This is a genomic window from Corynebacterium occultum (genome assembly GCF_009734425.1).
GTDB classification, from domain to species: Bacteria; Actinomycetota; Actinomycetes; order Mycobacteriales; family Mycobacteriaceae; genus Corynebacterium; species Corynebacterium occultum.
Map to the genome: position 1 here is coordinate 356462 of NZ_CP046455.1, position 15559 is coordinate 372020.

At 62.2% G+C, this 15559-nt stretch carries 13 protein-coding genes and 1 tRNA gene; 10 read left to right on the plus strand and 4 right to left on the minus strand.

The features are described from left to right. Positions 1 to 260 precede the first annotated feature (260 nt). From COCCU_RS01650 to COCCU_RS01665, 4 genes are all read left to right on the plus strand, one after another. Positions 261 to 1304 (plus strand): fatty acid desaturase family protein, encoded by a 1044-nt coding sequence (locus COCCU_RS01650; protein ID WP_156229871.1) that lies wholly within the window; start codon positions 261 to 263, stop codon positions 1302 to 1304. A 46-nt stretch (positions 1305 to 1350) separates the two neighbouring features. Continuing rightward, on the plus strand, positions 1351 to 1623 hold the full coding sequence (locus tag COCCU_RS01655; protein ID WP_197088405.1) for a ferredoxin: 273 nt from the start codon (positions 1351 to 1353) through the stop codon (positions 1621 to 1623). 127 nt (positions 1624 to 1750) lie between these two features. Next, entirely contained in the window at positions 1751 to 3091 is a 1341-nt protein-coding gene (locus COCCU_RS01660) for an AI-2E family transporter (RefSeq protein ID WP_231598822.1), read from the plus strand. A gap of 190 nt (positions 3092 to 3281) precedes the next feature. Continuing rightward, a complete protein-coding gene (locus COCCU_RS01665) occupies positions 3282 to 4007 on the plus strand; it encodes a lysoplasmalogenase (RefSeq protein WP_231598823.1) in 726 nt (241 codons plus the stop codon). An 18-nt stretch (positions 4008 to 4025) separates the two neighbouring features. Here COCCU_RS01665 and COCCU_RS01670 read toward each other — a convergent pair whose 3' ends face one another. Next, positions 4026 to 5672: an ABC transporter permease gene (locus COCCU_RS01670; protein ID WP_231598824.1), complete on the minus strand. Its 1647-nt coding sequence runs from the start codon at positions 5670 to 5672 to the stop codon at positions 4026 to 4028. Further along, a complete protein-coding gene (locus COCCU_RS01675) occupies positions 5672 to 6619 on the minus strand; it encodes an ABC transporter ATP-binding protein (RefSeq protein ID WP_156229874.1) in 948 nt (315 codons plus the stop codon). The genes COCCU_RS01670 and COCCU_RS01675 overlap by 1 nt, the downstream gene beginning before the upstream one ends. Positions 6620 to 6996: 377 nt before the next feature. Between COCCU_RS01675 and COCCU_RS01680 the strand changes: the two genes are divergently transcribed. Beyond that, the gene (locus tag COCCU_RS01680) at positions 6997 to 8409 is read left to right on the plus strand and encodes a GntP family permease (protein ID WP_156229875.1); all 1413 of its coding nucleotides are present in this window, start codon (positions 6997 to 6999) and stop codon (positions 8407 to 8409) included. A 356-nt stretch (positions 8410 to 8765) separates the two neighbouring features. Here the strand turns inward: COCCU_RS01680 and COCCU_RS01685 are convergent, their stop codons facing one another. After that, positions 8766 to 9929: a calcium:proton antiporter gene (locus tag COCCU_RS01685; protein ID WP_156229876.1), complete on the minus strand. Its 1164-nt coding sequence runs from the start codon at positions 9927 to 9929 to the stop codon at positions 8766 to 8768. A 181-nt stretch (positions 9930 to 10110) separates the two neighbouring features. Beyond that, positions 10111 to 11637: an adenylate/guanylate cyclase domain-containing protein gene (locus COCCU_RS01690; RefSeq protein ID WP_156229877.1), complete on the minus strand. Its 1527-nt coding sequence runs from the start codon at positions 11635 to 11637 to the stop codon at positions 10111 to 10113. A gap of 47 nt (positions 11638 to 11684) precedes the next feature. On the opposite strand from COCCU_RS01690, the gene COCCU_RS01695 reads away from it, so the two are divergent. The 5 genes from COCCU_RS01695 to COCCU_RS01715 all read left to right on the plus strand — a co-directional run bounded on the left by COCCU_RS01695 (position 11685) and on the right by COCCU_RS01715 (position 15292). Beyond that, positions 11685 to 12926: a DNA polymerase III subunit delta' gene (locus COCCU_RS01695; protein WP_156229878.1), complete on the plus strand. Its 1242-nt coding sequence runs from the start codon at positions 11685 to 11687 to the stop codon at positions 12924 to 12926. Between the two features lie 113 nt (positions 12927 to 13039). Next, positions 13040 to 13115 (plus strand) — tRNA-Thr (locus COCCU_RS01700). A 304-nt stretch (positions 13116 to 13419) separates the two neighbouring features. After that, positions 13420 to 13944, plus strand: a complete 525-nt coding sequence (gene soxR / locus COCCU_RS01705) for a redox-sensitive transcriptional activator SoxR (protein ID WP_156229879.1) — start codon at positions 13420 to 13422, stop codon at positions 13942 to 13944. A gap of 118 nt (positions 13945 to 14062) precedes the next feature. Further along, positions 14063 to 14563 (plus strand): flavin reductase family protein, encoded by a 501-nt coding sequence (locus tag COCCU_RS01710; protein WP_156229880.1) that lies wholly within the window; start codon positions 14063 to 14065, stop codon positions 14561 to 14563. Between the two features lie 126 nt (positions 14564 to 14689). After that, positions 14690 to 15292 carry a superoxide dismutase gene (locus COCCU_RS01715; protein ID WP_156229881.1) on the plus strand — a complete coding sequence of 201 codons (603 nt, stop codon included), beginning with the start codon at positions 14690 to 14692 and terminating at the stop codon, positions 15290 to 15292. Positions 15293 to 15559 lie beyond the last annotated feature (267 nt).

A 15559-nucleotide genomic window follows, 5' to 3' on the forward strand; every position in this document is an offset into this window, starting at 1 on the left:
TCGGGCTTCTGGCCGCTGGTGGGATGCCATTCTGCTCTGGGGGAGACGGGGAAGATCCCCGGTTGACCTGGGAGAAATCCCAGCTGATCCGGGGACGGTTCATCGTGGATCTGTCTCGCTTGGCGATGTGGAGGCACTTGTCCGCGATCCCAGATGACATTTAAAATCCGTCACCCCTTGCAAATCTGTTGCGGGGTGTGTGGTCCCGTGATTCAATTGGAAGAGTCAATGTGTCACAGATCACGGCGATGGGAGTTTCCATGATCGCTAACCCTCATGTCGCGTCTTTCCTTGATCTGGCAGAGAAAGTCAATGACGCTGGTCTCATGCGACGCTGCTATGGCTTCTACTGGAGGCGGATTCTCTTCTGGACCCTGTCCATCATCGGGGTTCTCATTGGCGTGGCCCTGCTCGGTGACAGCTGGTGGCAGCTTATTTTCGCGGTCCTGCTGGGACTTGCGATGTCCCAGCTGGGATTCATCAGTCATGAAGCCGCCCATCAGGAGATCTTTCTTTCACGGAAGTGGAATGAATGGACCTCCCGGGTCATCGCAGGCCTGTTCATCGGTCTGAGTTATGGCTGGTGGGTGGACAAGCACGGTCGTCACCACGCCAACCCCAACAAAGAACGCTCAGACCCCGATGTCGGGTCAGGGGTGTTCTCCCTGACGCCGGAGAACACGGACAAACGTACTGGCCTGGCTGCGAAGCTTGCCCGCTATCAGGGATGGTATTTTCTGCCCTTGTTGCCCTTCGAGGGATTCTCCCTGCATTTCTCCTCCGTCAAAGCCATCCTCACCGCGCCGCGGATCAGGCACCGGTGGGCCGAGATCCTCTTCGTCGGAATCCGACTGATCTGCATCCCGGTGTATCTGTTCATCGTCCTGCCTTTTTGGGTGGCACTGGCTTTCATCTTCGTCCAGACCCTTGTGTTCGGGCTGCTACTGGGTGGGGCGTTCGCGGCCAGTCACATCGGCATGCCGACCGTCCCCCACGACGTGAAACTTGATTTTCTGCGCAGACAGGTGCACATGTCCCGCAATATCCGGGGCAACCGGGTGGTGCACTTCCTCATGGGGGGACTGCAGTACCAGGTGGAGCACCACCTGTTTCCCCGGACACCCCGGCCGAATCTTCCCGCCCTGCAGAAGCTGGTCCGCGAACATTGCGCCCACCACCGCATTCCTTATTCCGAGACGACCCTGGGAGAGGCCTACGGCATCATCATCCGCTATCTCAACCAGGTCGGATTGCGGAACCATGATCCCTACACCTGCCCCCTGGTTCTTCAATACCGGGGCTGAGAATATGCGCCCAGATCCCCGGCCGCGCTTCGGAAAGGAGATAGACGTGGAGGTCTCCCTCAATTACGACACCTGCATCGCCTCCGGTAACTGCGGGTACATCGCCCCCGATATCTTCCAGAACCTGGAGGAGCACGAGGGTTTCGTCAGTCTGAGGAAAGAGCAACCCTCGAAATCGGAATGGCCCGCTGTCCAGCGGGCTGGGCGACTCTGCCCATCGGGAACGATCTTCCTCACCGGTGGGGGCGAAGGGCAGGATGAAGAGGAAGAACCCGATGGGAAAGTGGAGCGCCCCCGCTCCCGAGGAAGTGCCTCATGATCATCCCTGAGGTCCTGCCGGGGTCCGACACTCTCCCGGAGATACTGTGATGAACACGCCGAAGGATTCTGACCGGAATTCTCCTTATTCCCGGGAAGACCCCACTCCAGGTGGAAAAGACATAATCTTGCCGGACACCGGGGCAGGGGATGCGGAGCATCTCCTTGAGGTGCCCACGAACATCGGGACCGGGGCAGGGATTCCCGTTGTCACCGAGTCGGAGCCACCGGCGGTCGCCCCCTGGTCCGACACCCTGGGGCGGACTGCCTCCCGGGCGGCCCAGCTTCTGCTTCTGTCCGCGGTGCTTGTCGGGGTGATGTGGCTGCTGGTGCGTGTCTCCCTCGTGGTGATCGCGGCCCTCGCGGCGTTGATTCTGGCCTCCGCGGTTTACCCGCTGGTCAGATGGCTCAAAGGTAAGGGGTGGTCGAGCCTGTTGGCCACGGGTGCCGCCTTCATCGGCATTCTTGCGTTGCTGAGTGGTCTGGTCACTGGAATCGTTTTTGCGGTGCGCAGCGAATGGGACACGCTCTCCGCCTCCGCGGTAGAGGGCTGGCAGGAGCTGCAGGGTTTTGTCATGTCAGGCCCACTGCCCGTTGATACCGCGGCGATTGATGAGGCGCTGCAACAGGCCACGGCGCTGGTGACCAGTGGCGCGTTTGTGGGCAGCGCACTGACCGGTATCACCGCAGCCACGGAGTTCGTCACCGGGGTGGTGCTCATGATCGTCATTCTGTTCTTCTTCCTGAAGGACGGGCCGAAAATGTGGAACTTCGCCTTGCGGTGGGTCCGCGGGGAAACCCGTGCCCGGTTTGCGGAGTCGGGTGACCGCACCATCCAGATTCTGGGTGGCTATGTACGCGGCACGGCGATTATCGCGGCCGTCGATGCGGTGTTCATCGGTGTGGCCCTGGCTCTGCTCGGGGTGCCGTTGGCATTGCCACTCGCGGTTATCGTGTTCGTGGGCGCATTCCTGCCGATTGTCGGTGCCACCATCGCTGGGCTTCTCGCCGCCTTGGTGGCACTGGTAACCAACGGACTCATCGTGGCGTTGATCGTGATCGCGGTCGTCATCGTGGTCAACCAGCTGGAGGGGGATCTGCTGCAGCCGGTGGTCATGGGCCGGACGCTCAGTCTGCACGCACTCGTCGTGTTGCTGGCACTGTCGGTCGGCACAATCATCGGCGGTATTTTCGGTGCGATCCTCGCGGTTCCGTTGACCGCGGTGGGGTGGGCTGTGATCCAGGTGTGGACGAACACGTACCAGGCGGGTGAAGACCCGGTGCTGGGGGAGGACCCGCTTGATGCCAAGGACCGGGTCGAAGCGAAGTCCAGCATGGCGGAGCGCTGGAAATACCAGCAGATGCGCTACCAGGAGCGCTTCAACCGGACCCTTTACCTCACCCGGAGTTCGACCCTCCGCAAGGATGAGCATGGCGGGAAGAAGAACAACCGCCACCGACGGGACTGAAGCATCCTGGGGGAGCATCCCTGGGGGTAAAAGGTGAAGGGCAGCTCAGCTACCATTGGTGGATGACTCCGGCGGGGCAGGAAGTTATCCCCAGCTCCCCTTCCCCAGGTGGCTGACGGGGTTTTGGGAACCGCTGATCCTGCTCGGGGAGCAGAAGATCCAGGGGTGAATTTCAAGAATGGAGACCCACGTGAGTGGAGTTCTGGCGGTTTTCCGCCGCCGCACCGAGGAAGGCATCCAGGCGCTGAGGCATTCCCTGCTCAGAGCTACCCGGGAACCGGAGCGCGCAGGTTACCTCCTGGCTGCCGATCTGAACACCTGGACCCCGCTGCTGGGGCAGGAACGACTTAAACGCCTGGCCAAACCGATGCTGATGCCGCTGCTCAGTGGGCGGGTATTACGCTCCCCGGCATCTGCGGCGGAGAAGTCGGTTGCTCTGCTGGGACTGGCTGGAGGCTGTTTCGGTGATGTGATCCTGCTGCAACCCGGGAAACTTCCCCAGGGCGCACTCGGTTTCGGGATCAACCATCTGGCCTACCTCTGGCTGCTCTGGCAGCGGGGTGCCCGCCCCTCAACCACCCGGATCATGGTCCGGGCTGTGCCGCTGGCCATGGCGGTGGGGTTGGTGGCCCGGAAGCGCCCCAGGTTGGTGCCCGTTGCCGCAGGTTATGGCAGTCTGCTGGCGGCGGTTTCGGCGCTTGGCGACGACCCCGCCTTACTCCGGGAAAGCATCCCCACCCTGGGCCTGGGACATGGCGGGAATCTCTTCCTGCTCTCTGATGCCCTGCTGATCGGCCGGGAACTGCTCCTGGGCCGGGAGGGTTGGCCGGCGAAGTTGGCGGATGCCGGCGTGATGGGAACCTACACCATCGCCCAGATGTTGCTGGTGGACGGGCTTTTCCCTGATGGGAAATGACAGGAAACCCAAGGCGATTCAGCCATCGGTGATGTCGCGGCGTCGATAAGCGACCACGGCGAGCAGTGACAACGCCAGGATGAGTGCGCTCATGAACAGCAGCGGCAGGGCATGAACTTCAGCCTGGGGTGCGGCCGGGGTGTGCCAGAGCGGGGAGAGGGCACTGGCCCAGTCCGGCAGGTTGAGTATCTCCCCGAGGAAGAGCACCAGCGAGGTCCACACCACCGGCACCCAGCCGAGCAGCGCCCACCGTCGGGAAAATCCCTGGCAGCAGGCGGCGATTGCCCCATGCAGGATGATCGCCGGCAGGTACACCAGGCAGGCCAGTAGCATGGTCGGGATCCAGGAGATCTCCCCGCTGGCCAACACCATGCCCAGTCCCAGCCCGAAACCCAGGATGAGCTGCATGATCACTGCCAGCAAGGTGACCATGGCACACCAGCTGAGAAGCAGCGAAGCCCGGGAACTTCCCGTCCGGATGAGGGCGGCCGCCCGGCCCGCTGATTCCTCCCGACGCAACCCCAGCACTCCTGCCACCAGCAGGGCAACCGGGCCCAGTGCCAGCATGGACAGCATCACCGCGCCGAAGGAACGGGTCAGATCCGCCAGATCTATCTCAATGAAGTCGGAGAAGTTCGGCATCTCATCAATCAGATCCTCCAACTCGGAGGAGAGCATCCCGAAACCGATGGCGAAACAGAAGAGCCCGGCGGTCCACCACAGGAAAGTGGCCCCTTCCATGCGCGCCGCCAACCCGGCGGGGGAGAGCTGGGCGGGGCGGGCATGCGTGCGGCCGGGGCGTGGTTGGGTGAGTCCGGAACCGAGGTCACGGACGTGGGCCAGCCGGAAGGACAGGCCCGTGAGCAGCGCCACCGCCACCACTGCCAGCAGCAGCGGCCACCAGCGCAGGTCCACGAAAAGCCGGGTTTGCTGCGCCCAAGCGAAGGGGGAGAACCAGGAGAGCCAGGATCCCCGGGGTTCCATGACATCACCGACACCCCGGATGAAGTAGGCCAGGGCCACCAGGGCCAGCCCCATCCCGGTGGTGGTCCGGGCGGAGGTGCTCAGGTGGGCTGCCACCCCGGTTGCGGCGGCAAACACCAGGGCCGACAGGGTGGTGCCCAGCCCGAAGGCGAGGGAGTCCGCCAACTCCATGCGGGCCAGGACCAACCCCAGCGTTGTGGCTGCTCCCACCAACACGGAAAAGATCAGCAGGATCAACAGAGCTGCGGTCGGGGCGGCGAAACGGCCCACCGGCAGGGCCCGCAGCATCTCCAGACGGCCGCTCTCCTCCTCGGCGCGGCTGTGCCGGGACATGTAGATCACGCCCATGATCGCCGCGGGCAGAAAAGTGTAGAGCGAAAGCTCATTGGCCACCATCGCCCCGAAGGTGTAATTCTCCAGCCCGAAGAGGGGGCCGGTCATCATGATTGCCGCCGGGTTGTTCAGCAGCATCGCCCGGGCCTGCAACGCCGCCTGGTCGGGGTAGGCGGCGTCCAGGGCAGCCACCGAGGCCCACACCAACAGGAAGAAGGACAGCCCCCACGCCACCAGGTGGATGCGGTCCAGGCGGAGATAGAGGCGGAGAAGGTGGGTGGAACCGGTGAAGGGGCCACTGCCCTGGCGGACAGCAGATCCGGGGGGAGTGGAACGCAGGCCAATCATCAGGAGACCTGCGCATCTGTGCTGGAGTCGGTGTCGGAACCGGTGGGGCCCTCACGTCCCGCGCCCCCGTAGTGCCTGAGGAAGAGATCCTCCAGGGAGGGTGGATTGATGCGGAGGTTATCCACCCCCAGTGTCGCCAGCATTCCCAGCACCTCGTTGACGCGGTCATTGTCAATGTCGAAGCGGATATCCGGCCCTTCGCTCTCAAACCTGTGCACTCCCGGGGCGGTGGACAGGCGGGCGGGATCACCCGGTGTGGTGGCGGTGATCGTGGAACGGGTCAGGTGCCGCAGTTCCTGGAGGGTGCCATGTTCGACATCGGTACCTTCCCGGATGATGCTGATCCGGTCACAGAGTTTCTCCACCTCGCCGAGAATGTGACTGGAGAGCAGGATGGTGCGGCCCTCGGAACGGAACTTCCGGACCTCCTCCGTGAAGATCGCCTCCATCAGCGGGTCAAGGCCAGCGGTGGGCTCATCAAGCAGGTAGAGCTCCACATCCAGGGAGAGCGCAGCCACCAGGGCCACCTTCTGCCGATTGCCCTTGGAATAGGTGCGGGACTTCTTCCGGGGATCCAACTCGAACTTTTCGATCAGTTCATCCCGACGCTGCTGCTGGGCGGGGCTGCGTTGATGCCGGGTGAGCACATCGATGGCCTCCCCACCGCTGAGATTCGGCCAGAGACTGGTGTCCCCGGCGACATAGGCCAGACGGTGATGCAGCGCCACGGAATCAGCCCAGGGATCCATGCCCAGCACCTGCACCTCCCCGGAGGTGGCCCGCAGCATTCCCAGAAACACCCTGATGGTGGTGGATTTACCCGCTCCGTTGGGCCCCAGGAAACCGTGGATCTGGCCGCTGTACACCGTGATATTGAAGTTGTCCAGGGCCTGGAAATGGCCGAAAGTCTTGCTCAGGTCCCGGGTGATGATGGCTGCTTCAGACATCGTTTCTCCTGCAGTTGTGGAGCCAAACCGCCTGAGAACCGGTGTAAGGGGGTCAGATCAGCACAGGATGCCCAGGGGCGGAGCTGGTACTTTCGAGCACCTAATAATGTATTTGGGTTCAGACTACTCCCTGGCTGCGAAGGCGGGGAAGGGTCTGGCAGGTGTGGCCCCGGGGGTCACCTCCCCGGTGGCACGCAAGGCTCCCTTTCTGCTGCCCCCGAAATTTGCAGCTTCTTAATATCTTTCTAAGCTGTACCCACCGCTCTATCCTTTTTCATTATGCGATCGGAAATACCCCCTGCCGAGCAGCTGATGATCCTGGTCCTTTAGGTTCCGTGTCTGCGGGATCATCCCTGAGAAAGCACAGAAATCAGCTCATGCAAGACTGGCAGATTCTCACAATCACAGCGGCAGTCATCATCGGTGTCGTATTCCTCGTCCTCAAGGGACGACTTCATCCCGCGATTTCGCTGGTTATCGGAGCCCTCGCCCTAGGGCTCTCCACCGGCCTCGGCATCGAGGAAACCACTGAGACCGTCATGCGTGGATTCGGCAATATCCTTTACGAGGTAGGCCTCCTCATCGCCTGGGGTGTGCTCACCGGATCGCTGTTGCATGCCACGGGAGCAATCACCCGTCTGGTGGATTCCCTGCTGCGGATCTTCGGGGTAAAACGTGTTCCCTATGCACTCGCCATCTCCCACGGCACGGTGCTGCAGTCCATCTTTCCTGATGTGATGCTGGTGATGAGTGCTCCACTGGTGCGACGCATGGTGCCCTTCATGGGGAAGAATGGCCGGGCCAAGTTGGCCAGCGCCATGGCCCTGGGTATCGAGGTTGGTGTGGTCATGGTGGTACCGGGTGTCGGTGCTCTGGCCTTGGCCGGTGTGATGGGGGTTTCCCTCGGCAAGATGCTGCTCTTCGGTGGTCTGGTGGGCGTGGCCACCATGGTGATCACCCAGTTGCTGATGTCCCTGGCTTTTGACCGTGGCTTCTGGAACCCCAAGCTGGACGAGGCCTTCCCCACAGAGGTCGAGGAAAAAACCACCGACCTGAGTCCCGCTGCAGCGGCAGCAGATACGGGGAGCACAAGCACCCCGGGTGGCAGCACGGCAGTGACCACCGGGAATCTGGTGGAGAAGAAGGAACTTCCCCTGGGACTGCTCTTTGCCCCGATGCTCTTCGCACTCTTGCTCATGGCGGTCGGTGGAGTCCTGGAAATCATGGAAACCGGCCATCCTGTACTGGGTTTCCTGGCCACCCCGGTGGTTGCCCTGTTAATCGGACTACTCGGCACCTTCGTGCTGGCCTGGCGGGCGCTCGGCATCGAGAAGGTGGAGGAATCCCTGAACAACGGTTTCCGGGAATCCGGGCTGATCCTCATCCTCACCGGTGCCGGTGGCTCTCTGGCAGAGATGGTGGGGCAGTCCGGTATGGGGGATATCCTGGGTAAATTCTTCTCCGCGAACTCCGCCGTCCCGCTCCTCACCGTCTGGTTGATTGCCGCAGTCCTGCACATCGCAGTCGGTTCCATCGTGATTTCCTCGATCACCGCCGCTAGTCTGCTTGCCCCGGTGGCCGCCCAGATCGGTCTGGATCCGGTCCTGATCGCACTTGCCGCAGGTGCTGGATCGATGTTCCTGGTGCATGTCACCTCGAACACCTTCTGGCTCCTGCAGTCCCTGCTCGGCCAGACCACCCGCGGTGCCTTCAAGACAGTGTCCATCGGAGTGTCAGTGGCTTCGGTGGTGGCACTGCTCCTGACCTTGCTGCTCTCCCTCTTCTTCTAGGTCCCGCACTGTAAGTGTTCGTCGTGTCAGGGGACCGCCACGGTAGGGAGGTGTTATTTCTGATCAATCCTCGGAGGCAGCGAACTCACAGACCAGACATGGACACGCATTGAACTTCCGCTGTCTGCCGATGGCGGGGGCAGGAGGTGGCGTGAACATCGGCAGAAGATCCTCGTCGTCACCGTTGGCGGAGAAGGACTCGGCCGATCCTGGGATGGGCGGCCTACCGCATCTCAGGGATCACCATCGCCGCCATCATCCTGCGACGGTGATGACACTTACAGGGCAGAACCCAGGAGCATCCTCTTCAACCAGCAGTTTCTTCCGGTCTGCTTCCCAACGCCATGTACCAGAACTCAGGAGAAGACACACAACAGGTAAATCACAAAAAGCACCAGATGCGCCGCCCCCTGCACCGCACCCACCTTCGGGCCGACGAAAGAAGCCACCGACATCAACAGGGTCACCAAGAGCAGAGCCAGATTCACCGGGGACTCGGCAAAAACCACGGATCGTCCCGTCAACAGGGAAATCAGCAGCACCACCGGCACACTCAATCCCACCGTGGACACCAACGCCCCATGGGTCAGATTGCTCACCCGTTGCATCTCCCCACCCAGCGCCGCCCGCAGGGTGGTGATGGTCTCCGGGAGGAAGACAATGGCGGCGATGATGATCCCGGAGAGCGCCACCGGCGCGCCGAGCCTGCCCAAGGCGACGTCGAGAAGCGCCGCCATGGTGTGGCTGAGCAGCACAATCGGAAAAACCATCGCCAGCAACAGCGCGAAACGACCGAAAACTTCACTCCGGTGCTCGGTGATCACCTGGGTCACCGGGGGACGCTGCGAGGCCGTGGCCAGGAGCTCCGGTTCCTGAAAATCAGTCTTCTGGGCACCCATCTGGCGGTAGAGGAAGAAGGCGTAGAGCACCACCGTCAACAGGATCACCGGGACCGCCTGGGCAGTGGTGAAGGCACCCCCCTCCCCGATCCACGAGGGCAGGGCGAAAGCCAGGAAACTCAGCAGCACCAGCAGCGACAGATACGCGGAGGTGCCCGCCCGATTATGGGCCAGATCCCCATGGCGCACACCGCCGATCAACAGGGCCAGACCCAGCACCAGGTTCAGGATGATCATGCTCACCGCCATGATCGAATCCCGGGCAATGGTGGCATGGTCACCCGGTCCGAGCAGGACCGCGGAGATCAGGATGACCTCGATCCCCACCACCGAAAGAGTCAGCACCAGCGTGCCGTAGGGATCCCCGAGACGGCGCGCCAGACCCTCCGCCTGCTCCATCACTCCAAAGGCACAGATCAAAATCACAAGAATGATCCCACCCAGCAATCCCCAGACCACCGGAGCGGGGAGGGATCCGGCAAGCGGGGAGGAGAAGAGACCCAGCAGGAGAAAAGCGCCCCAGCCGAGAAGGAGACGGGCCCACACCGAGGGGGTGAACAGGGCGGAAAGCAGCAGGGGGCGCGCCGGGGTGACCCGGAATGGGGGGACTGGGGAAGACATGGAATTCCTTGGTTCCGGGGCCGTCCCCGTCAGTACTGGGGCCACACCGGGTCGTCCCGGGTGGCCGGATGGTGATGATGAAGGTTGTAGGCAACCAGCCTATCCAGCGGGGAAGAGCAGGGGCAAGGCCATCACCCTTCCCACCCGGGTCGTGGGTGGGAGGCGTCGATAAGCGCGGGTTTTAGGAACGGTCCGCCAGGGTCGGCCGGATGGGGCGGGCCAGCTGCGTCATGGAACCGCGGCCCCGCAGCTCCACGGACTTCATCAGGGTCCAGCGTGCCTGCTCCGCCTCATTGGCGCCGCGCAGGGTGGCGGCGTTGGTGAGCACCCTGCCCGGGGTGTCCTTGGAGAGGTCGGTCAGGCGGGCCGCGGAGTTCACGGCATCACCGATCACGGTGTACTCGAAACGATCATGGCCGCCGATATGGCCGGCCACCACATGGCCGGCGGCGACACCGATTCCGGCCTGCAACTCCAGATCCGTGAGCTCCTGGCGCAGCTCACGGGCGGCGGTCAGAGCATGGGAGTTCGCGTCGGACAGGGGGATCGGGGCACCGAAAACAGCGAGCGCCGCATCACCCTGGAACTTATTGATGATGCCCTTGTTGCGGTGGACAACCTCGACGACATGCTCGAAGAACCTGTTCAGCTCCTCCACGACCTCCTCCGGGGTGTGGTTCACCGCGAAGGTGGTGGAACCGATGACATCGACGAAAAGCACCGCCACCTTGCGGTCCTCACCACCGAGCGTGGGGCGTTCCTCCAAGGCGCGCTGAGCCACCTCGGTGCCCACATAGCGGCCGAAGATATCCCGCACCCGCTGACGTTCCCGCAGGCCACGCATCATCTCATTGAAACCGGCCTGGAGGACACCGATCTCGGAGCCGTCGTAGATGTCGACCTGGACGTTGGTGTCACCCCGGCGGACCCGGTTGATGGCGTCCTGCAGTTCGTGGATCGGGTCGACCACATTCATGATCGCAAAGCTGGTGCCGATGAAACCCGTGATCAGGGCGGTGGCCGCCAGCACCGTGATGCCCGGCAGGATGTCATAGGGATTCTGGGTGAAGTAGTCCATTCGCTGCCCCAGCAGCATCAGGGCGATACCGATGATCGGCAGCCCGGAGGTCATCACCCAGATCAGGCGCAGGCGCTGCTTGATCGGGGGCTCCAGGGTGGAATCCTCGAAACGACGTGCCAGGGCGGTGGCCGCCACCGGGCGGACCAGACGTTCCGCCTCCAGGTAGGTCAGCAGCACCACCACACAGCCGGCCAGGAAAATCGCCCCGGCCAGCACCATTGCCAACCGTCCGGAATGGGACGCCGTCACACCCACCGCGATGGCCAGGCCGATCAGCCAGACCGCCGCGCAGACCCCCGCCTGATAAACGGGGATGCGCATCACCAGGTTGCGCACCATATTCGGATCATGATCCTCCGGATGACGCTGCCATTCCAACACCGGCCGGAACAGCAGGAAGGTGACGATGGCACCCACCACCACCGCGAAAATCAGGTAACCCACACCGATCGCGGTGATGTGGGGGATACTGGCGTCGAAATCCCTGAGTTCCGGCAACGGGATGAAGAAACGGACGAAGAGCATGATCGCCAGCGCCCCGAGAACATTGGAACCGAGCACGGACGCAGCATAGAGGGGCCAGTACGTACCCCACAGCCAGCTAAATGCCCTGATCAATCGTTGCATGACCATTACTCTAGTTACTTTCGGGCGACCCCAATACACTTAGTGGGGTGAGTGCCCCTACCCAACCCCTCAGTGTCGCCGAACGTCTCGCGGACCTTCCCGCCGTGCGTACCGCGCTTATCGACGCCGCGTGGGCCGCCCGCGCCCGGATCCGCGGCGTCCCCGCCAATGATCACCAGGTCGAAGAAAACGCCATGACCCACGCCTGGCTCTTCACCGGACCACCAGGCTCCGGCCGCTCCAATGCCGCCATGGCACTGGCCGCGGCACTGGTCTGCACCAACCCGGAGGAACCGGGCTGTGGGCGCTGCGAGGACTGCCTGGCCGTTTTCAATGACAGCCATACCGATGTGGTGCATGTGGTGCCCCGGGCCTTGAGCATTGGTGTCGGTGAGGTGGAAAGAATCGTCCGAGACGCCGCGAGCATGCCCACCGTCGCTGACTGGCGGGTCGTGGTTCTCGAAGATGCCGACCGGCTTTCCGAATCCGCGGCGAACTCACTGCTGAAGACCGTGGAGGAACCCCCCGCCCACACCGTGGTGATTCTCTGCGCCCCTTCCACCGACCCGGAGGACTTCTCCGTCACACTGCGCTCCCGCTGCCGCCACGTCTACGTCAAAACTCCCTCCAAAGCGGAGATCACCCGCATCCTCATGACCGAGGAAGGTGCCAGCGCCGCTGATGCTGAGCTGGCTGCCGTCGCCTCGCTGCGACACATCGGCAGGGCCCGACGACTGGTGAAATACCCCGAGGCCCAGAAACGCCGCTCTGAGATCCTCAACCTCGCCGAAATGGTCTTCCACGGTGATCAGGCATTCCAGGCAGTCGGCCGTTTCGTGGATCCGATCCGCAAACAGGTCAGGGAGGAACTCACCGAAGCCAATGATGAGGAGCGGCGGAAACTCGAGGCATCGATGGGGGCCGGTGGTCGAGGCAAGGGCACCCAGAAAATGGCCCGCGGGATGGGGGGACAACTCAAGGAATTGGAAAAGCAGCAGAAACTCCGCGAAACCCGCCGCGTCCGAGACCTGCTCGACCTCTCCCTCCTGGACTTCTCCAGCCTCTACCGGGATGCCCTCATGATCAAGGTCGGGGCCCAGGTGGAACTGACGCACCCCGACTATCACGGACTGGCTGCTGAGCTGGCGGGACGAGGCAGTGAAGCCGGGCTGGTGGCCTGCCTCGACGCCATCACCCGCTGCCGGGAACAACTCGAGGAAAACGTCCAGCCCAAGGTCGCTTTCGATGGCATGATCGGGCGGGTCCGCAAGGCTTTCCAAGTCTCTTGACCTGCATTTTATTGGATTCTCAGGGATTTTGAGGTAGGTGGTTTTCCTGCGGCGCACCGCTTAAGCTAAGCTCGTCTTCTGGTAAATGTGTGCTCTTCGGAGTGCCCTTTCCGGCCGCCTTAGCTCAGTCGGTAGAGCGTCTCACTCGTAATGAGAAGGTCGCGAGTTCGATTCTCGCAGGCGGCTCCACTGAGAAACACCCTCTCATCTGGCATGGACAGGTGAGAGGGTGTTTCTGTTTATTGAATACCATCTCTGAATCGGAACCATTTTGGGCACACTTTGGGCCCCTGCCAATGCGGGGTGGTGTGCAATCGGGAAACTATTTTTCCCGGGGAGTTCGGCGCTGTGGAATGCTCCACCCTCCTCTTGATGATGGTGGACGTGGATGCCTCCTATCGGAATGGGGCTTTAAATTACTCTGGATCCTCCCGCGATAACTCCCACGTACCTTGGAATTTCAACCGGCTATGACATGAGGAGGTCACGGATCATGGCGGAACTGCCACAGAATTCCGGGTTTGATGGGGCCGCCGAGGAGCTGCTGGGCATCGGCCAGGTCGCGGAACGGACCGGGTTGGCGAAGTCGGCGCTGCATTATTATGAGGAGATCGGGCTGATCCGGAGTCAGCGCAATGTCGCTAATCAGCGTCGCTATCCGCGCTACATGCTTCGCCGGATCACCTTGATCTCGGTGGGGCGTCGCCTGGGAATTTCGCTGGCCGATATCGGGGAAGCGCTGGTTCGGATTCCGATGGATCGGTTGCCCGGTGAGGCAGACTGGCAGCGGGCTTCGGGGGAGTGGCGGAGGATTCTGGAGCAGCGACGTCAGGCGATCGAGGATCTGGAGGACAAGCTGATGGGGTGCATCGGCTGCGGGTGTTTGTCCATGACAGCCTGTGAGTTGTTGAACCCCGCGGATGAGCTGGCGGAGGCTGGCCCCAGCGCCCAACGCCTGAAGATCGCCCATCAGGATGATCCGGTGGGGGAGTGGGGCTCCCCTGAAGTTGACCGTTAGTTTGACCTCAACCCCACTTGAGCTCCTAGGGTGGCGACTCACTGGTGTACCGAATAAATACCGCTCGGTCTAGTACGCTGTAACTGTCCGATAATGAACTGATAGGACCATCTGGCCAATGACTGCTTCCGCCGAAATCTTCCGTTCCGCCTTTCGGGCCCACCCCACCGGAGTTGCGGTAATCACCGCGCTGACTGCCGAGGGGCAGGTCGGGATCACCGCCTCGAGCGTGTCTTCCCTGGCGCTGGATCCCCTGGCCATCTCCTTTTCCCTGCAGCGGCAGAGCGGTTCGGCGGGCAAGCTGCTGAAGGCGGAGAGTTTCCTGGTTCACCTGCTGGCTGATGAGCATGCCGAGCTGGCGAAGGCTTTCGCCACCACCGGTGATCCGCGCTTCGTTCCGGAACAGGGTTGGGAGGAATTACCGAGCGGGGAACCCTACCTGCGTACCGCGCCCTTCGCGTTGCGGGTGAAGCCGGTCGGCACGGTCAAGGTCGGCGAGGCCACTCTTGTTGCGGCTGAGGTGCTGGAGGTTCTTGAGGGGCCGAAGGGTTCTCCATTGGTCTATCAGGATCGCACGTTCCTGAGCCTCACCGGCGCCAAGCCGCCCGTGGCACGTTAGTTCACTGGCCGAGGGTTAGAACTACCCCCTTTAAGTGAGATTGCTCACATACCCCTAGCTTAAACCGGTCCCAGGCTATATATTGGAAGTTATTAATAAATAAGAGTTATTGAGAGGAAATATTTAATGACTGTTTATGAGCTTCCGGAACTGGATTACGCCTACGACGCACTCGAGCCGCACATCGCCGCCGAGATCATGGAGCTGCACCACTCCAAGCACCACGCCACCTACGTCGGCGGTGCCAACGCAGCCCTCGAGGCACTGGAGAAGGCACGCGAGGAGGGCACCAACCCGGACCAGATCCGCGCACTGTCCAAGAACCTGGCCTTTAACCTCGGTGGCCACACCAACCACTCCATCTTCTGGAAGAACCTCTCCCCCAACGGTGGCGGCGAGCCCACCGGCGAGCTGGCTGAGGCCATCAACCGTGACTTCGGCTCCTTCGCCAAGTTCCAGGACCACTTCAACTCCGCCGCACTGGGCCTGCAGGGCTCCGGCTGGGCCGTCCTGGGCTACGACCACATCGCAGGTCGTCTGGTCATCGAGCAGCTGACCGACCAGCAGGGCAACATCTCCATCGACATCACCCCGCTGCTGATGCTCGACATGTGGGAGCACGCCTTCTACCTGCAGTACAAGAACGTCAAGGCCGACTACGTCAAGGCCGTCTGGAACGTCTTCAACTGGGAAGACGTCGCCGCACGTTACGCTTCCGCCGCCAAGTAAGCGTTCCTGAGCTTATCGACGCCGCCCTCGCCCCCATCCCCGGGGCGCAGGCGGCGTTCGCCATTGGCGCGGGAGCACTACCTCAAGGGGTTATCGAGGGTGCAGGTCATTTGGGGGGCAGCCATAACTCCAGCATGTACCTCGCGAAAAGGACCTCGAGACCCCTAGCTGGCAATACCCTCCAATCGGGCATTATTTTAAGCGCTTGATGCCGGTTGTATAAGAAAAAATTACCCCCAGGTTTTTCATTGGTCAGGAGTTCACCTG